The organism is Streptomyces sp. NPDC088157 (genome assembly GCF_044741545.1).
GTDB lineage: Bacteria > Actinomycetota > Actinomycetes > Streptomycetales > Streptomycetaceae > Streptomyces.
This window is the reverse complement of the sequence record NZ_JBIUSU010000009.1, coordinates 354,306-371,872: the sequence shown is the minus strand read 5'-3', so window position 1 is coordinate 371,872 and position 17,567 is coordinate 354,306. Positions and strand designations below refer to the sequence as shown.

Below are 17,567 nucleotides of genomic sequence, written 5' to 3'. Positions count from 1 at the left end.
CCGCCATGGACCTCGAGACGTTCCGCAAGCTGGCCACCGACCGCCGCGTCATTCCGGTCACCCGCAAGCTCCTCGCCGACGGCGACACCCCGGTCGCGCTCTACCGCAAGCTCGCCGCCGAGCGCCCCGGAACCTTCCTGCTGGAGTCCGCGGAGAACGGCCGCTCGTGGTCCCGGTACTCCTTCGTGGGCGTTCGCTCCGCCGCGACCCTCAGCGCGCGCGACGGCCAGGCCCACTGGCTCGGCACCCCGCCCGTCGGAGTCCCGCTGGACGGCGACCCGCTCGCGGCCCTGCGCGCCACCATCGAGGCCCTCCACACTCCTCACCAGGAGGGCCTGCCGCCCTTCACCGGCGGCATGGTCGGCTACCTCGGCTACGACATCGTGCGCCGCCTGGAGAAGATCGGCCCCGGCGACCGCGACGACCTGAGGCTGCCCGAGCTGACCATGCTCCTGACCAGCGACCTCGCCGTCATGGACCACTGGGAGGGCTCCGTCCTGCTGATCGCCAACGCGATCAACCACAACGACCTCGACACGGGCGTCGACGAGGCCTACTCGGACGCGGTGGCCCGGCTGGACGCCATGGAGGCCGACCTCTCCCGCCCCGTCGCCCAGCCCCCGGCCGTCCTCCCGCCCTCCGAACTCCCCGAGTACAGCGCCCTGTGGGGCGGCCCCGACTTCCAGGGAGCCGTCGAGGACATCAAGGAGCGCATCCGCGCGGGCGAGGCCTTCCAGGTCGTGCCCTCCCAGCGCTTCGAGACGGCGTGCACGGCGAGCGCGCTGGACGTCTACCGGGTGCTGCGGGCGACGAACCCCTCCCCGTACATGTACCTGTTCCGCTTCGACGGCTTCGACGTCGTGGGCTCCTCCCCGGAAGCCCTCGTCAAGGTCGAGGACGGCCACGCCATGGTCCACCCCATCGCCGGCACCCGGCACCGCGGGGCCACCCCGCAGGAGGACCAGGCCCTCGCCGACGAACTGCTCGCCGACCCCAAGGAGCGCGCCGAGCACCTCATGCTCGTCGACCTCGGCCGCAACGACCTGGGCCGGGTCTGCGAACCCGGCTCGGTCGAGGTCGTCGACTTCATGTCCGTCGAGCGGTACTCGCACGTGATGCACATCGTCTCGACCGTCACCGGGAAGGTCGCGGCGGGCCGCACCGCCTTCGACGTCCTCACCGCCTGCTTCCCGGCCGGCACCCTCTCCGGCGCCCCCAAGCCGCGCGCCATGCAGATCATCGACGAACTCGAGCCGTCCCGCCGCGGCCTGTACGGCGGCTGCGTGGGCTACCTGGACTTCGCGGGCGACTCCGACACCGCCATCGCCATCCGTACGGCCCTCCTGCGCGACGGCACCGCCTACGTCCAGGCCGGCGCGGGAATCGTCGCCGACTCCGACCCGGTCGCCGAGGACCAGGAGTGCCGCAACAAGGCGGCGGCGGTCCTGCGCGCGGTCCACACGGCCAACCGGCTGGCCGGGTAGGGCGCTTCCGGACACCGGCCGCCGGACACCGCCGAGGTGCCTTTCCGAAGATAGGACGCGTCTCACGTGAGCCCCGGGTGACGGTTCGCCCGGGGTTCAGGCGATAGTGGAGTACGTGACTGCTGTTCCGCACCCCCGATCCGAAGCCGCCGCCCCCGCCGGGTCCGGCCGCCGGAGCCTCGCGCTCGCCCTGCTGTTCGGCGCGCTGGGCTCGGCCGTGACCCTGTTGTCCACCCGGCAACGCTGGTCGGACGGCACGGCCACGGTGGCCGGCGGCGCCTTCCCGCTGACCGCCAGGGGCAGCGACGTCACGGGCGTGCCCGCGGCGCTCGCCATAGCGGCCCTCGCCGCGCTCGTCGCCGTGTTCGCCGTCCGCAGGACCGGCCGCTTCGCGGTCTCCGCCCTGCTCGCGCTCTCCGGCGCCGGCATCATGGCCGCCGCCCTGCTCGGCGCCTCCGACGGCTCCGCGCTCGACGAACAGGCCGCGCGGGCCTCCGGCGACACCTCGGCGACCGTCGCCTCGTTCAGCCACACCGCCTGGCCCTACGCCGCGGCCGCGGGCGGCGCCCTGATCCTCCTGGCCGGCCTGCTCGCCCTGCGCTACGGCCGCCTGTGGCCCACCATGTCCGGCCGTTACGAACGCGACGGCACCCCCCGCCCCCGGCGCGCGGCCAAGCCCGTCGACCCGGACCGGCCCGAGGACATGTGGAAGGCCCTGGACCGGGGCGAGGACCCGACGGGCGCCGACCCGGCCTGAGCACCGCCTCACGCACGGCGCCCGGCCCGGCTCCGGCCCGCCTCCGGTGCCTCTCCGGTCGAGCGGTCACCGATGTGGTGAATCAGACGCGACCGGAAGCCACCCCCGCGTCCGGGACGTGCACGGGTACGGGACAATGGACGACGAGCGTCCGGCTCGGACGGACACACAGACAGCAATGAGGAGCAAGTCATGGCGGGCAGCAGCCACGGACACACCCCGGCCGCCTGGACCGGTGTCATCATCGTCTTCATCGGTTTCACCGTCGCGGGCGCGTTCATGGTGATGGCCGAGCCGCTCGGCTTCTGGGCCGGCATGGCGATCGTGGCCCTCGGGGGTGTCGTCGGCGGCATCATGCGCGCGATGGGCCTCGGCATGCCGAGGGACGCCCACCCGGTGCACCAGGTCACGGCGACCCGCGAGCCGGCGAGCGTCGAGGGCTGAGTCCCGTACGACTTCCGCAGGACCTCGTGAGGGGCGGCCGGTGCTCACCGGCCGCCCCTCACGCGCGCGTGGCGCGCGGGCGGGGCACAATGCGAGGCGTGAACGCCGACAGTCAGCGGGTGACGCCCCCGACACCCCGGACCCACCCGGACACCGTGCTCGCACGGCTCGCGGTGCCCGCCGGGATCCTCGCGGCCGTCGCCGGCGCCTTCGCGTACGTCGGGACCGTCGACCCCAACCGACCCGGCCACTACCCGGTCTGCCCCCTCCTGCGCGTCACGGGCCTGTACTGCCCGGGCTGCGGCGGTCTGCGCAGCGCGCACGCCTTCGTGCACGGGGACTTCGCCGCCGCCCTGCACGACAACGCGATGGCTGTCGTCGGCTTCCTGGGCTTCGCGGTGGTGTGGGCCGTCTGGGTGGTCCGCGCGGCACGCGGTCGCCCCGCGCGCGTGGAACTCACCTCGGTGCGACTGTGGACGCTGGGCGCGTTCCTGCTGGTCTTCACCGTTGTCCGGAACCTGCCGTTCGGTGGCTGGCTGCATCCTTGATCAACGGGTGAACGTCCAGTACGAGGGCACCTCCCGCCCGAGCATGCGAAGCTTGTTCGAGGGCGGGGGAGGGACCGCCGTCAACCGGATGTGAGGCCTTCGCCTTCCTCCGGATACCATCGCAGTGACCACCTTTTTTCTCTGGTCACTGGAACTGTCAACCGTCTGTCAGCCGTCTGGAAGGGGGCCGCTCGCGTGAGTGTGCTCGACGAGATCATCGACGGAGTCCGTGCCGACCTCGCGGAGCGGCAGGCGCGCGTCAGCCTCGACGAGCTCAAGGAGCGCGCGGCGAAGGCCCGTGCCGCCAAGGACGGGGTGGCCGCGCTCCGGGGCGACGGCGTCAAGGTGATCTGCGAGGTCAAGCGCTCCAGCCCGTCCAAGGGCGCGCTGGCCGCGATCGCCGATCCGGCCGGCCTTGCCGCGGACTACGAGGCGGGCGGTGCGGCCGTCATCTCCGTCCTCACCGAACAGCGCCGCTTCGGCGGCTCCCTCGCCGACCTCGAGGCGGTTCGCGCGCGGGTGGACATCCCCGTACTGCGCAAGGACTTCATCGTCACCTCGTACCAGCTGTGGGAGGCCCGCGCGTACGGCGCCGACCTCGCGCTGCTGATCGTGGCCGCCCTCGAGCAGTCGGCCCTGGAGTCGCTGATCGAGCGTGCCGTGTCCATCGGCCTCACCCCGCTCGTCGAGGTCCACGACGAGGACGAGGTCGAGCGCGCGGTCGACGCGGGCGCCAAGGTGATCGGCGTGAACGCGCGCAACCTGAAGACCCTCGAGGTCGACCGGGGCACCTTCGAGCGGGTCGCCCCCGAGATCCCGGCCCACATCGTCAAGATCGCCGAGTCCGGCGTCCGGGGCCCGCACGACCTCATCGCGTACGCCAACGCCGGCGCCGACGCGGTCCTGGTCGGCGAGTCCCTGGTGACGGGCCGCGACCCGAAGACGGCGGTGGCCGACCTGGTGGCGGCGGGCGAACACCCCGCACTGCGCCACGGCCGCGGCTGATTTCCCGGTAGGATCGGCCCCGATGACACCCACGACGACGGCCATGGACAGGTACGCCCGCCTCGCGCGCGGCTGCCGCCCCCGTGGCTGCCGCGCGCCCGCACGTCGGGTGCACGGCAGGCGCGTGCGTTACGTCATCGGAGACGAACCCGGCCAGGTGAACGGCATGCGATGGCAGCGCCCCGTCAGGGGCGCGGGGCTCTTTTGGATGTGCGGCTACCGCCGCGCGGGCGCGACCAGCCACAGAGGTCCCGCAGCCAACTGATAATCCCTGCCCCCACGGCGACAGTGCCCAACACACACTCACCGTGAGGTTTCCGCATGCCCAGCGAGTTCTTCATTCCCGACCCCGAGGGTCAAGTCCCCAGCGCCGAAGGCTACTTCGGCGCGTTCGGCGGCAAGTTCATCCCGGAGGCCCTCGTCGCCGCCGTGGACGAGGTCGCCGTCGAGTACGACAAGGCGAAGCACGACCCCGAGTTCGCCCGCGAGCTCGACGACCTGCTCATGCACTACACCGGCCGCCCCAGCTCCCTCACCGAGGTGCCGCGGTTCGCCGAACATGCCGGTGGCGCCCGGGTCTTCCTCAAGCGCGAGGACCTCAACCACACCGGCTCCCACAAGATCAACAACGTGCTCGGCCAGGCACTGCTCACCCGGCGCATGGGCAAGACGCGCGTGATCGCCGAGACCGGCGCCGGCCAGCACGGTGTGGCGACGGCCACCGCCTGCGCCCTCTTCGGGCTCGAGTGCACCATCTACATGGGCGAGATCGACACCCGGCGCCAGGCCCTCAACGTGGCGCGCATGCGGATGCTGGGCGCCGAGGTCGTGGCCGTGAAGTCCGGCAGCCGCACGCTGAAGGACGCCATCAACGAGGCCTTCCGCGACTGGGTCGCCAACGTCGACCGCACCCACTACCTGTTCGGCACCGTCGCGGGACCGCACCCCTTCCCGGCGATGGTGCGCGACTTCCACCGCGTCATCGGCGTCGAGGCCCGCCGCCAGATCCTGGAGCGCGCCGGACGTCTGCCCGACGCGGCGGTCGCCTGTGTCGGCGGCGGTTCCAACGCCATCGGCCTCTTCCACGCCTTCATCCCGGACGCCGGCGTCCGGCTCATCGGCTGCGAGCCGGCCGGTCACGGCATCGAGACCGGCGAGCACGCGGCGACCCTGACCGCGGGCGAGCCCGGCATCCTGCACGGCTCGCGCTCCTACGTCCTCCAGGACGACGAGGGCCAGATCACCGAGCCGTACTCCATCTCGGCGGGCCTGGACTACCCGGGCATCGGCCCCGAGCACTCCTATCTCAAGGACACCGGCCGCGGCGAGTACCGCGCGGTCACCGACGACGCGGCCATGCAGGCGCTGCGTCTGCTGTCGCGCACCGAGGGCATCATCCCGGCCATCGAGAGCGCGCACGCGCTGGCCGGAGCCCTGGAGGTCGGCAAGGAACTCGGCAAGGACGGGCTGATCGTCGTCAACCTGTCCGGTCGTGGCGACAAGGACATGGACACGGCCGCCCGTTACTTCGGCCTGTACGACACCGACGCCGAGGTCGCCGCCAACGCGGCCGACACCGCCGAGATCGAGGGGGACGCCAAGTGAGCGGGACCGCATTCACCGGCGGAAACAGCCGGCTGCTGTCGGACACCCTCGCCGCCGCCAAGGCGGAGGACCGCGCCGCGCTCATCGCCTACCTCCCGGCCGGGTTCCCGACCGTGGACGGGGGGATCGAGGCGATCAAGGCCGTCCTCGACGGAGGCGCGGACATCGTCGAGGTCGGTCTGCCGCACAGCGACCCCGTCCTCGACGGTCCGGTCATCCAGACCGCCGACGACATCGCCCTGCGCGGTGGGGTGCGGATCGCGGACGTCATGCGGACGGTCCGGGAGTCCTTCGAGGCCACCGGGAAACCGGTCCTCGTCATGACGTACTGGAACCCGATCGACCGCTACGGCGTCGAGCGCTTCACCGCCGAGCTGGCCGAGGCGGGCGGCGCCGGCTGCATCCTGCCCGACCTGCCGGTCCAGGAGTCGGCGCTGTGGAGGGAGCACGCGCACAAGCACGGCCTCGCGACGGTCTTCGTCGTGGCGCCGAGCAGCCAGGACGCGCGGCTCGCGCAGATCACCGAGGCGGGCAGCGGCTTCGTCTACGCCGCCTCGCTGATGGGCGTGACCGGCACCCGTGAGTCGGTGGGCACCCAGGCGCAGAACCTGGTCGAGCGGACCCGGGCCACCGGCACCGGCCTGCCCGTCTGCGTCGGCCTCGGCGTCTCCGACGCCACGCAGGCCGCCGAGGTGGCCGGCTTCGCCGACGGCGTGATCGTCGGATCGGCGTTCGTCAAGCGGATGCTGGACGCGCCGGACGACGCGACCGGCGTCGAAGCGGTGCGCGAACTCGCGGGCGAGCTGGCGAAGGGCGTGCGCCGACAGGCGTAACCCGGGACAGGCGTGGGCGACCGGGGCATCGGGCGGGACATTTCCGCCGGTCACTCGAACGGGTGGACCTGGGGTCGGGGAGGCGCAATGCGCCTCCCCGGTTCGTTCTGGGGGTGTGAGCGAGAAGAATCGTGCGGGAAAGCGCACCGCCAGGGAGCGGCTGGCGGACGAGCGAGAGAAGCAGAAGGCGGCAGAGCGGCGACGGCGGACGCTGATCGTCGCGTCCAGCGTCGTCTGTGTCCTGGGCCTGGCGGCGGTGATCGGGGTCGTCGCCGCGAACTCCGGCAAGGACGACAGCAGCGACAAGGCGGGCCCGGTCGTGGCGCCCTCGGGAGCGCAGGGCGAGGACGCGCTCGCCATCCCCGTCGGCAAGGAGAGCGCCAGGTCCACCCTCACGGTGTGGGAGGACTTCCGCTGCCCGGCCTGCAAGGCATTCGAGACGGCGTACCGCCCCACGATCCACGAGCTGACGGACGCCGGAAAGCTCAAGGTCGAGTACCACCTGGCCACGCTCATCGACGGCAACATGGGCGGCAGCGGCTCCCGCAACGCGGCCAACGCGGCGGCCTGCGCGCAGGACGTCGGGAAGTTCCCGGCCTACCACGACGTGCTGTACGAGAACCAGCCGCAGGAGACGGACGACGCCTTCGCCGAGAACAGCAAGCTCATCGGGCTCGCTGCCAAGGTCGACGGCCTGGACACACCCGCGTTCCGTACCTGTGTCGAGGACGGCACGCACAACAGCTGGGTCGGGAAGTCCAACCAGGCCTTCCAGAACGGCCATTTCGGCGGCACCCCGACCGTGCTGTTCAACGGCAAGAACATCTACGCGGACCAGTCGATGACGCCGGCGAAGCTGAAACAGATGGTGGAGGAGGCCGACAAAGGGTGACATGGGCCGTCAGCCCTTCACACCTGCCCGTTATGGAGCCGTAGCCGGGCCGCCCGCCGTCGGCCCGGTCCGGCACGGTAGCGTCGACCCTGCCATGGAACTTGCCTACATTCCCAGCCCGTCGCACGGGGTGCTGTACCTCGGCCCCGTTCCGCTGCGCGGCTACGCGTTCTGCATCATCATCGGCGTCTTCGTCGCGGTCTGGCTCGGCAACAGGCGCTGGGTCGCCCGTGGCGGACAGGCCGGCACGGTGGCCGACATCTCCGTCTGGGCGGTGCCCTTCGGCCTGGTCGGCGGCCGCCTCTACCACGTGATCACGGACTACGAGCTGTACTTCAGCGAGGGCCGTGACTGGGTGGACGCCTTCAAGGTCTGGGAGGGCGGCCTCGGTATCTGGGGCGCGATCTCGCTCGGCGCGGTGGGCGCGTGGATCGGCTGTCGCCGACGGGGCATCGCCCTGCCCGCGTACGCCGACGCCATCGCGCCCGGCATCGCGCTCGCCCAGGCGATCGGCCGCTGGGGCAACTGGTTCAACCAGGAGCTGTACGGCAAGGAGACCGACCTTCCCTGGGCTCTGCACATCACGTCCTCGGCGGACGGCCGGGTGCCCGGCTACTACCACCCGACGTTCCTGTACGAGTCGCTGTGGTGCATCGGCGTCGCCCTCCTCGTGATCTGGGCGGACCGCCGCTTCAAGCTGGGCCATGGCCGTGCTTTCGCGGTGTACGTGGCCGGGTACTGCGCGGGCCGTGCGTGGATCGAGAACATGCGCGTCGACGACGCCCACCACATTCTGGGCCTGCGGCTCAACGTCTGGACCGCGCTGATCGTGTTCCTGCTCGCGGTGACGTACATCGTGATCTCGGCCAGGAAGCGGCCGGGGCGCGAGGCCGTGGTCGAGCCGGGTGCGGATGCCTCCGGCGGCGGGACGGAAGCCGGAGCCGACGGCGAAGGCACGTCGCAGGACACGGCTGTTGACGAGACGGGCGGCGACGCCGAAGCGAAGGGCGACGCGAAGTCCGAAGCGAAGGGTGACGCGAAGTCCGGCTCGAAGGGTGACGCGAAGTCCGGCTCGAAGGGCGACGCGAAGTCCGGCTCGAAGGGCGACGGCGAGGCGAAGGCCGGGACCGATGCCGGTGCCAAGGCCGACGCCGAAGCGACGGGTGCCGGCGCAGCCAAGACCGATGCCGCCTCCCGGGCGGACGCCAAGGTCAATGTCGGCGCCGACTCCAAGGCCACGGCCGAGGCCGACGCGGCGGCCAAGGGCGAGAAGGACGCGAAGGGCGGCGCCGCGGCCGGTGCCGAGGAGCCTGCCGCGGTGAAGGCCGAGGACGAAGCCGAGTCGGCCGGCAAGAAGAGCTGACGACCGGTCGGTCGACCGACGAAGAGGGCGCCCGGGGTCTGCCGGGCGCCCTCTTCGCATGAGGAGGCAGGTGGGTTCAGGCCCTGCGGGCCGCCAGGGACAGGGTGCGCTGCGCCGCCGCCACCACGGCCGCGTCGATGAAGCGCCCGTCCGGCAGCGCCTGGGCCCCCCGGTCGGTGGCCGCCGCCTTCACGATCGTCTCGGCCTCTTCCAGTTCCTGCCGGGTGGGCAGATAGGCCTGCTCGATGATCGGGAGCTGGCGGGGGTGGATGGCGGCGCGGCCCAGGAAGCCGAGGGTGCGGCCATGGGCGCAGCTGGTGGCCAGGCCCTCCAGGTCGCGGATGTCGGGGTGGACGGACTGGGGCGGGGGCGCCAGACCCGCGGCCCGGGCGGCGACCACGACCCGGGCGCGGGACCAGTCGAGGCCCGCGTCGTCGCGGACGCCCAGGTCGGCCCGTAGGTCCGCCTCGCCGAGGGCGATGCCGTGCAGGGAGGGGTGGGCGCTGGCGATGGCGTAGGCGTGTTCGATGCCGAGGGCCGTCTCCAGGAGGGCGTGGAGGGGGGTGGCTCCACGCTCCGCGGGCGGCATGGCCGCGGCGACGCGGGTGATCTGGTGCGGGGACGTCACTTTCGGCAGGCGCAGCGCGGAGACCCCGGGGAGGGCGGCCACCGCGCGGAGGTCCGCCGCGGCGAAGGGGCTGTCCAGGGCGTTCACCCGGACGTGGACCGGGACCGGCTGGGGCTCGCCGAGGCGTTCGGCGGTGGCCGTGCGGGCGTACTCCTTTCGGTCCGGGGCGACCGCGTCCTCCAGGTCGACGATGACGACGTCGGCGCCGCAGGCGAGGGCCTTGGTGACCGTCTCCGGACGGTCGCCGGGGACGTACAGCCAGGTCAGCGGGGTTTTGTTCATAGGGCGCCGGCCTCGCGCAGGGACGCCAGCTCGGCCGTGGTCAGGCCCAGTTCGGTCAGGACGGCCTCCGTGTCGGCGCCGTGCGGGCGGCCGGCCCAGCGGATCGCGCCGGGGGTGGAGGAGAGCCGGAAGAGGACGTTCTGCATGCGGATCCGGCCCAGTTCCGGGTCCTCGACCGCGGTGATCGTGTCGAGGGCCTGGTACTGGGGGTCGGTCATCACGTCCCGCACGTCCTGGATCGGGGCGATCGCCGCCTCCGCCTTCTCGAAGGCGGCGAGGACGTCGGTGCGGTCGCGGGCGGCGATCCAGCTGCCGACCGCCTCGTCGAGGAGGTCGGCGTGGGCGGCCCGGTCGGCGCCGGTCCCGAACCAGGGCTCGTCGATCAGGTCGGGGCGGCCGACCAGGCGCAGCACGCGCTCCGCGACCGACTGGGCCGACGTGGAGACGGCGACCCAGCCGCCGTCGGCCGTGCGGTAGGTGTTGCGCGGGGCGTTGTTGGCGGACCGGTTGCCGGTGCGGGCCTGGACGTATCCCAGCTGGTCGTACCAGAGCGGCTGGGGGCCGAGGACGGTGAGGATGGGCTCGATGATCGCCATGTCGACGACCTGTCCCTCGGCCGTGCGGTCACGGGCGGCGAGGGCGGTCATGACGGCGTACGCGGTGGCCAGACCGGCGATCGAGTCGGCCAGGCCGAAGGGCGGGAGGGTAGGGGACGCGTCCGGTTCCCCGGTGATCGCGGCGAACCCGCTCATCGCCTCGGCGAGGGTGCCGAAGCCCGGGCGGTGTGCGTAGGGGCCGAACTGGCCGAAGGCGGTGACCCGGGTGAGGACGAGCCGGGGGTTGGCCGCCGACAGCGCGTCCCAGCCGAGGTCCCACTTCTCCAGGGTGCCGGGGCGGAAGTTCTCGATGATCACGTCGGCGGTGGCGGCGAGGCGCAGCAGCGTGGCGCGGCCGCCGGGCTTGGAGAGGTCGAGGGTGATGGTGCGCTTGTTCCGGCCGAGGAGCTTCCACCAGAGGCCCACGCCGTCCTTCGACGGGCCGTGGCCGCGGGAGGGGTCGGGCCGGGTGGGGTGCTCGACCTTGATGACCTCCGCGCCGAAGTCACCGAGCATGGTGGCGGCGAGCGGGCCGGCGAAGAGGGTGGCCAGGTCGAGGACGCGGACACCGTGCAGGGGGGCGGTCTCCCCGGTCATGACGCGCACGGCGTCTCGGTCTCGCGGCGGTGGGGCATCGGGGCGACGTGGGCGGCGAGGCCCGGGTGCGTGCCGCCGGGCACGACGGTGTCGGTCATGGGCGGGAAGCCTCCCGGTGGGTGAGGGACCAGGTGAGGTGGGCCAGGGTGTCGAAGCCGACGCCGTTGAGGTCGGCGACGGAGGTGGCCAGGCGGTTCTTCAGGGGGGCCGTCCAGTGGTCGGGGAGGGCGGCCGGGTCGCCGGTGAGCAGGGCGGCGATCCCGCCGGCCGTCGCGCCGACCGAGTCGGTGTCCAGGCCGCCGGACACGGCACGGCCGACGGAGCCGGTGAAATCGCCGTCCGCGTGGGTGAGTGCGGCGGCGAGCAGGGCGGTGTTGGGGACGGCGTGGACCCAGTGGTACGCCTTGTGGGCGGTGTGGAGTTCGTCCACCACGGTGTCGAAGTCGGGGTGTTCCCCGGCGAGCCGGACGGCGTGGGTCACGGCCTGCGCGAGGCGGGAGCGGGGCGGGACGACGGTCAGGCCGGCGCGCAGACAGGCGTGGACGTCCTGGGCGCCGGTCGCGGCCGTGGCGATGGTGGCCGCCGTGAACATCGCCGCGTAGACGCCGTTGGCGGTGTGCGTGAGGGTGGCGTCGCGGTGGGCCTGTTCGGCCGCCGCCGCCGGGTCCCCGGGGTTGGTCCAGCCGTGGACGTCGGCCCGGATGAGGGCGCCGATCCATTCGCGGAAGGGGTTGCGGTGGCGGGCGGTGACCGGGGGCTCGATGCCGCAGAGGAGGTTGCGCAGGGCGACGCGTTCGGCGGTGAAGGTGCGGCCCGCCGGGAGTTCGTCCAGCCAGAGCCCGGCCACGTCCGCGGTGGTGAAGTGCCTGCCGTGGCGTTGGAGCAGGAGGAGATTGAGGAGCGGGTAGTTGAGGTCGTCGTCCTCGGGCATGCCGTCGATGTTCTCGGCGAGGGAGGTGGTCGCCGAGCGGCGGTTCCAGGGGTGTGCCTCGAGGAGGGGCCGGGGGACCCCGCGGGCGGTGAAGTAGTGGGCGAGGGGCCAGTTGCCGGTGGACCGGGCGAGTCGGCGGATGGCGTCCAGGGGGAGTTTCTCGACGGGTTTGCCCAGCAGGCAGCCGGCGGCCCGGCCCAGCCAGGCCGCTTCCAGGCCGGCCCGGGTGGGGGCCGGCGGGTGGTCACCGGCGGGCCGGTCCGGCCACTGCGGGCACAGGGCCCTGATCCTCGCCAGGTCGGTCGGCTCGTGCTCCGTCAATCTGCTGGGCAGGTCGGCCAGTTCGTCCATGAGGTCGTCCGCGAGGAGACGCAGGTAGCGGGAGGCGCGCTGGGGGGACGCGCCTGTCCTGGCCGGTGCCTCGCAGCCGCCGGCGGCCTTCCAGCGGGCGGCGATGGCCCAGGGCTCGCGGCCGTCCTGGGCCGCCTGACGCAGTTCGTGGCCGAGGAGGTCCTCCGGCTGGACCCAGGTCAGTCGGAGCATCTCGGGCCTCCGATCGCGGCGAACGCCTGCTCGTGCGTGCGGCGGTGCCGGACGTCCCGGTCGAAGATCTCCCGGGTGACCTCGGCGAGTGCCGCCGCGGGCTGCCAGAGGTCGAGGCGGCTGGCCTCGGCGACCTGCTTGGACCAGTCGTCGGGGACCGGCGAGCCGAGGGCTCCGGCCACCGCGCCCGCCATCGTCGCGATCGAATCGCAGTCGCGGCCGTAGTTGACCGCGCCCAGGACCGCCTGCCGGTAGTCGCCGTCGGCCACCACCAACATCCCCAGGGCGACGGGCAGTTCCTCGATCGCGTGCAGGCGGGAGGGGCGGCGGGCGGCCAGGGAGGGGCGGCGGTAGTCGGGGCCCACGGTGTCGTACGGCGTCACCGCCTCCCGCAGCGGGACCAGCGCGGACTCGAAGTCGTTGTACCGGGCCGCCGCTTCGCAGACCTTCTCGATCGCCGTGCGGGTTCCGTCCTGGGCCAGCGCCAGACAGGCCGTGACGACGGACTCCGCTGTCGCGCCCGGCGTGCAGGCGGCCGCGACCGCCGCCGCGAACACTCCCGCCGCCTCACGGCCGTACGAGGACTGGTGGGCGCCCGCGATGTCCAGCGCCTCGGCGTACGCGCCCGCCGGGTTGGCCGCGTTGACCAGGCCGACCGGGGCCATGTACATCGCCGCACCGCAGTTGACGATGTTGCCGACCCCTGCCTCGCGTGGGTCGACATGTCCGTAGTGGAGCCTCGTCACCAGCCATTTCTCCGCCAGGAAGATCCGGTGGAGAGGAAGTGCCTCCGCCTCCAGTTCCGGGATCCAGCGGGGTGTCGTCAGCAGGTCCGGGACCAGGTGGTCGGCGACCGCGTAGGCGTCCAGGTGGTCGCGGACCGTGGCATAGACCCTGATCAGGGCGTGGGTCATCAAGGTGTCGTCGGTGACGTGGCCGTCGCCCTTGTGGTACGGGGCGATGGGGCGGGCGGTGCGCCAGTCGTCGCCGTTCCAGGGGCCGACGACGCCGTGGACCCGGCTGCCGTGGCGCTGGAGGATCTGCTCGGGGGAGTAGCCCTCGACGGGGCCGCCGAGGGCGTCGCCGACGGCCGCGCCGACGAGGGCGGCGGTGATGCGGTCTTCCAGGGTTCCGCCGCTGCTTTCTTGCACTTTGGGCGTCATGCCCGAATCATCCACCTGGTGAGGCCGGTTGCGCGGCTTCCAGGAGCCCGGCGAGTTCCACCAGATCGGTTCCGGTGAGCCGGGGCAGTACGCAGCCGGAGAGGGTGCGGCAGCTGTCTCGCCAGGAGGCCGGGATCGCGGTGCCGCCGCCCAATGCGCCGGTCAGCGCGCCTGCCAGGGCCGGGGCCGAGTCCGCGACCCGGGAGAGACAGGCCGCCGCCGGAACCGCTTCGTGGATCCGGCCGCCGGACGCGGTCACCAGGGCCAGGGCCACCGGGACCGTCTCCGCCGCCGCGATGCCGTAGCTGTAGACGTGGTCGACGATCTGGTGTTCCAGGAGGGGGATGAGCGCGAAGGCGCTGTCGGCGTCGTGGGCCAGCGCGAGGGCGTGCCGGGCGTTGCGGCCGATCTCCGTGTGCTCGGGGAGTTCGGCGAGCGCCGCCTTGACGCAGGCCTCGGGGCCCGCGCCGACGAGGGCCAGCGCGCAGGCCGCCGCCATCGCGCGTGCGCCGTGCACACCGTCGCCGTCCTGGGTGTAGCGGGCGTCGAACTCGGCGAGTTCGGCGGCGAGTCGGGGGTCGCCGGGGTGGGCCACGGCCAGGACGCAGGCGCGAACGCAGGCCGCGTCGTCGAAGTAGTGCGGGTTGTCGTGGCCGGTGGCGGGCGGTCGCAGCCCGGCGGCGAGGTTGCCGAGACCGGCGCGGACGGAGATCCGGGCGCGCAGGGGGAGGACGGCGGACTCGATCTCGGGCGCGCGGTCGGCGGCGGCCGCGACCTCGCACGCGACGGCGTTCCAGGTGAGGTCGATGGCGGCGCGCATCCGGCGTTCCCGGCTGAGGTCGCCGAGGGCGGTGTCGTCTCCGGCGCGCAGGACCGCCTCCGCGGCGAAGGCCGCCCACTCGGCGTCGTCGGACGGGCCGAGGCGCAGGGGTTCGGGGGGTTGGTTCAGGGCGATGGGCACCGGGAGGGTGGTCGTCGCGTTGTGTTCGGCGAAGGTGTCGAGTTCGCGGGTGAGGCGGCGGGTCCACTCCGGCATGCGGGCGGCTCTGTGGCGGGCGGCGGGCCAGCCGGCGGCGTCGCCCGCGGCCAGGCCCAGCAGGAGGCCTTCGATGCGGTGCGCGTCCCGCGGGCGGGCGGGTTCGACGGCCTCGGCTTCGCCTTCGGCCTTGTCGTTGCGACCCGCACCACCCCCGCGGCTCTCGTCGCCGGGCACGGGCGGCCCCTGCCGAGTGTTCTCGCCGACGGCGGCGGGTGGGTACGGCTCGGCCGTGTGTGGTGCCGGGCGCGTAGGGGTGTGCGGCTTGGTCGGGGTCGGGGTGGTGGTCGTCGGGGTGTGCGGCTCGGCCGTGACCGGGGTGGTGGTCGTCGGGGTGTGCGGCTTGGTCGTGACCGGGGTGGTGGTCGTCGGGGTGTGCGGCTTGGTCGTGACCGGGGTGGTGGTTGTCGGGGTGTGCGGCTTGGTCGTGACCGGGTTGGGAGTGGTCGAGGTGTGCGGCTTGGTCGGGGTGGCGGTCGGGGTCTGCGGCGTGGGCGGCGTGGGGGTCGTCGGGGTGTGTGGCCTTGCCGTGACCGGGGTGGGGGTCGTCGGGGATCCGGCGGACTCCGAGCCGGCCGCTCCCTGGTCCCATGGTGCGGGTGGTCTCATGAGGTGGCCTCCGTGCCGTCGTTCGCCGCCAGGGTGAAGGCGGTCGGGTCCGGCGGGGTGAAGCGGCCGAGGGCCATCAGGGTCGGTACGAGTTCCTCCACGACCGTCCCCTCGCCCCACTTGCCGCCCTCGCCCGGCACCAGCAACTCCGCCACGTCCAGCACGTGGTGGCCCGCCATGGACGGCAGGCAGCTTCCCCGTGCCGGGCCGATCGCCGCCGCCCACTCCGCCGGGATCGCCGACACGCCCCTCGTCGCGCCGGCCAGGGCGCCCGCCACCGCCGCCGTCGTGTCCGCGTCGCGGCCCATGTTCACCGCCGTGAGGACGGCTTCGCGGAAGTCGCCGTCGGCCGCCGCGTAGGCGCCGAAGGCGAGCGCGACGGCTTCGGGGGCGAGGTCGGTCCAGGGGTAACCGCCGATGACGACGGCGGAGCGGACCGCCCGTTCGCCCCGGTGGGCCACCGCCACGGCCCGGCGCAGGGAACGCGCCGTCCAGGAGTCCTCGGGGATCACGGCCAGGGCGGAGGCGACCACCGCGATCGCCGGCGCTCCCGCCATCGCCGCCGCCACTCCCGCCGCGACCGCCTGGCCGCCGTAGATGCCCTCGCCGTCGTGGCTCACCGCCCCGTCGATCGCGACCAGGCGGGCCGCTTCCGCCGGGCGGCCCGCGGCGAAGACGCCGAAGGGGGCCGCGCGCATCGCCAGGCCGTCGCTCCAGGCATGCCGGTGCTGCGCCGAGATCGGGGCCGCCAGGCCTCGGCGGAGGTTCTCCAGGGTGCCGCGTTCACTGAAGCCGGCGCCCCGGAAGGGGCCCTCGTCGCGGTCGGCGATCCACTGGTGCCAGGCCGTCTCGACGTGGGCCGGGGTGAGCGCGGAGCCGTGACGGGCCAGCAGCAGACCCGAGAAGATCGCGTACTCGGTGTCGTCGGTGCCGGCCGGCCTGTCGGCGACGTAGCCCGTGATGCGGCCCCAGCGGGCGCGGATCTCGGAGGGTTTCATGTTCTCCGCGGGGGCGCCCAGAGCGTCTCCCACGGCCAGGCCGAGCAGGGCGCCGCGGGCCCGTTCGCGCAGTGCTGCGGCGTCCCCCGGCGCCGGAACCGGGGGGATGCAGGCGATCGATGCCATACGGCGGCCTCTCCTTCGGGGGTCCGCACGGGGCGGCGGAGCCCTTTTGCGGATGTGTCCCACCATCGGCGGTTGACCCGAGCCTCGGAAGCTCTCATATCACCCGGTCGACATCTGTGCAGCATCCCGATCGTATGAGCATTCGAGGGTAAACCCGCAGGTTAGCCCAGCCTTTCCTACCTGGCGGACGGGAAATACCCGGCGTATGTTCAGTGTTGTCGAAAAGTGGAATCAGTCCAAACTTAGCTTTGCCTCTGCTTACCGAAGCTCTCCGAAGCTCTCCGGAACACCCGAAAAGCTCGAAAAGACACCACCCTGGGGGACCGCGTGGCCATCATCGAAACCGAAGCCGCACTGCACGAGGCGCACCGCGACAACCACACCCACCGGGATGTCACCGGGGGCTGGCTGCGGCCCGCCGTCTTCGGCGCGATGGACGGCCTGGTCTCCAACCTCGCCCTGATGACCGGTGTCGCCGGAGGGTCGGTGGGGCAGCAGACCGTCGTCATCACCGGTCTGGCCGGTCTGGCCGCCGGCGCCTTCTCCATGGCCGCCGGTGAGTACACCTCCGTCGCCTCGCAGCGCGAACTCGTCGAGGCCGAGCTCGACGTCGAACGGCGGGAGCTGAGAAAGCACCCCGCGGACGAAGAGGCCGAGCTCGCCGCGCTGTACGAGGCCCGCGGCGTCGAACCCGCGCTGGCCCGGCAGGTCGCCCATCAGCTGTCGCGCGATCCCGAGCAGGCCCTGGAGATCCACGCCCGTGAGGAACTGGGCATCGATCCCTCCGACCTGCCCTCGCCGCTGGTCGCCGCCGTGTCGAGCTTCGGGGCGTTCGCGCTGGGCGCGTTGCTGCCCGTACTCCCCTACCTGCTGGGGGCCGGCTCGCTGTGGCCGGCCGTGCTGCTCGCGCTGTTCGGACTGTTCGGCTGCGGGGCCGTGGTGGCCCGGGTGACCGCTCGGACCTGGTGGTTCAGCGGACTGCGGCAGCTCGCCCTCGGTGGTGCGGCGGCCGGTGTGACGTACGCCCTGGGCAGCTTGTTCGGAACGGCCGTAGGATAGTGCGGATGCTACTTATGCGTTGGGCCGCATAAGTAGTCGTTACCGACTGGTTTCGAGTGCTTAACCAG

17 protein-coding genes are annotated in these 17,567 nt (G+C 72.9%); 11 read left to right on the top strand and 6 right to left on the bottom strand.

All coding sequences use genetic code 11. From position 1 onward, the window contains the following. Nucleotides 1–5: 5 nt before the first annotated feature. The 10 genes from ACIPFH_RS33670 (at nt 6) to lgt (ending at nt 8,931) form a co-directional block, all read left to right on the top strand. Nucleotides 6–1,484, top strand: a complete 1,479-nt coding sequence (locus tag ACIPFH_RS33670) for an anthranilate synthase component I (protein WP_356252585.1) — start codon at nt 6–8, stop codon at nt 1,482–1,484. Between the two features lie 106 nt (nt 1,485–1,590). After that, entirely contained in the window at nt 1,591–2,241 is a 651-nt protein-coding gene (locus ACIPFH_RS33665; RefSeq protein ID WP_401832496.1) for a TIGR02234 family membrane protein, read from the top strand. 192 nt (nt 2,242–2,433) lie between these two features. Further along, nucleotides 2,434–2,685, top strand: a complete 252-nt coding sequence (locus tag ACIPFH_RS33660; protein ID WP_356252579.1) for an HGxxPAAW family protein — start codon at nt 2,434–2,436, stop codon at nt 2,683–2,685. An 89-nt stretch (nt 2,686–2,774) separates the two neighbouring features. Next, nucleotides 2,775–3,233, top strand: coding sequence for a DUF2752 domain-containing protein (locus tag ACIPFH_RS33655; RefSeq protein WP_401832495.1), 459 nt, complete (start codon nt 2,775–2,777; stop codon nt 3,231–3,233). A 195-nt stretch (nt 3,234–3,428) separates the two neighbouring features. Further along, nucleotides 3,429–4,238 (top strand): indole-3-glycerol phosphate synthase TrpC, encoded by an 810-nt coding sequence (trpC, locus tag ACIPFH_RS33650; RefSeq protein ID WP_356252573.1) that lies wholly within the window; start codon nt 3,429–3,431, stop codon nt 4,236–4,238. A gap of 22 nt (nt 4,239–4,260) precedes the next feature. After that, nucleotides 4,261–4,503 (top strand): tryptophan biosynthesis modulator TrpM, encoded by a 243-nt coding sequence (gene trpM / locus ACIPFH_RS33645; protein ID WP_401832492.1) that lies wholly within the window; start codon nt 4,261–4,263, stop codon nt 4,501–4,503. A gap of 56 nt (nt 4,504–4,559) precedes the next feature. Next, nucleotides 4,560–5,843 (top strand): tryptophan synthase subunit beta, encoded by a 1,284-nt coding sequence (gene trpB, locus ACIPFH_RS33640; RefSeq protein ID WP_401832490.1) that lies wholly within the window; start codon nt 4,560–4,562, stop codon nt 5,841–5,843. After that, the gene (gene trpA, locus ACIPFH_RS33635; protein ID WP_401832489.1) at nt 5,840–6,676 is read left to right on the top strand and encodes a tryptophan synthase subunit alpha; all 837 of its coding nucleotides are present in this window, start codon (nt 5,840–5,842) and stop codon (nt 6,674–6,676) included. Before trpB ends, trpA begins: the two co-directional genes overlap by 4 nt. Before the next feature lie 115 nt (nt 6,677–6,791). Next, on the top strand, nt 6,792–7,568 hold the full coding sequence (locus ACIPFH_RS33630; RefSeq protein WP_401832487.1) for a thioredoxin domain-containing protein: 777 nt from the start codon (nt 6,792–6,794) through the stop codon (nt 7,566–7,568). 94 nt (nt 7,569–7,662) lie between these two features. Continuing rightward, a complete protein-coding gene (gene lgt, locus ACIPFH_RS33625) occupies nt 7,663–8,931 on the top strand; it encodes a prolipoprotein diacylglyceryl transferase (RefSeq protein ID WP_401832485.1) in 1,269 nt (422 codons plus the stop codon). A gap of 76 nt (nt 8,932–9,007) precedes the next feature. Here the strand turns inward: lgt and ACIPFH_RS33620 are convergent, their stop codons facing one another. From ACIPFH_RS33620 to ACIPFH_RS33595, 6 genes are all read right to left on the bottom strand, one after another. Next, on the bottom strand, nt 9,008–9,841 hold the full coding sequence (locus tag ACIPFH_RS33620) for an HpcH/HpaI aldolase/citrate lyase family protein (protein ID WP_401832483.1): 834 nt from the start codon (nt 9,839–9,841) through the stop codon (nt 9,008–9,010). Continuing rightward, nucleotides 9,838–11,034: a CaiB/BaiF CoA transferase family protein gene (locus tag ACIPFH_RS33615; RefSeq protein ID WP_401832481.1), complete on the bottom strand. Its 1,197-nt coding sequence runs from the start codon at nt 11,032–11,034 to the stop codon at nt 9,838–9,840. The genes ACIPFH_RS33620 and ACIPFH_RS33615 overlap by 4 nt, the downstream gene beginning before the upstream one ends. 94 nt (nt 11,035–11,128) lie before the next feature. After that, nucleotides 11,129–12,508: an ADP-ribosylglycohydrolase family protein gene (locus tag ACIPFH_RS33610; RefSeq protein ID WP_401832479.1), complete on the bottom strand. Its 1,380-nt coding sequence runs from the start codon at nt 12,506–12,508 to the stop codon at nt 11,129–11,131. Further along, the gene (locus ACIPFH_RS33605; RefSeq protein WP_401832476.1) at nt 12,496–13,671 is read right to left on the bottom strand and encodes an ADP-ribosylglycohydrolase family protein; all 1,176 of its coding nucleotides are present in this window, start codon (nt 13,669–13,671) and stop codon (nt 12,496–12,498) included. The genes ACIPFH_RS33610 and ACIPFH_RS33605 overlap by 13 nt, the downstream gene beginning before the upstream one ends. Before the next feature lie 7 nt (nt 13,672–13,678). Continuing rightward, a complete protein-coding gene (locus ACIPFH_RS33600) occupies nt 13,679–14,884 on the bottom strand; it encodes an ADP-ribosylglycohydrolase family protein (protein ID WP_401832661.1) in 1,206 nt (401 codons plus the stop codon). Between the two features lie 428 nt (nt 14,885–15,312). Further along, on the bottom strand, nt 15,313–16,440 hold the full coding sequence (locus ACIPFH_RS33595) for an ADP-ribosylglycohydrolase family protein (protein ID WP_401832475.1): 1,128 nt from the start codon (nt 16,438–16,440) through the stop codon (nt 15,313–15,315). Nucleotides 16,441–16,767: 327 nt separating this feature from the next. Here ACIPFH_RS33595 and ACIPFH_RS33590 point away from each other — a divergent pair, with 327 nt between their 5' ends. Continuing rightward, nucleotides 16,768–17,499 (top strand): VIT1/CCC1 transporter family protein, encoded by a 732-nt coding sequence (locus tag ACIPFH_RS33590; protein WP_401832474.1) that lies wholly within the window; start codon nt 16,768–16,770, stop codon nt 17,497–17,499. Nucleotides 17,500–17,567 lie beyond the last annotated feature (68 nt).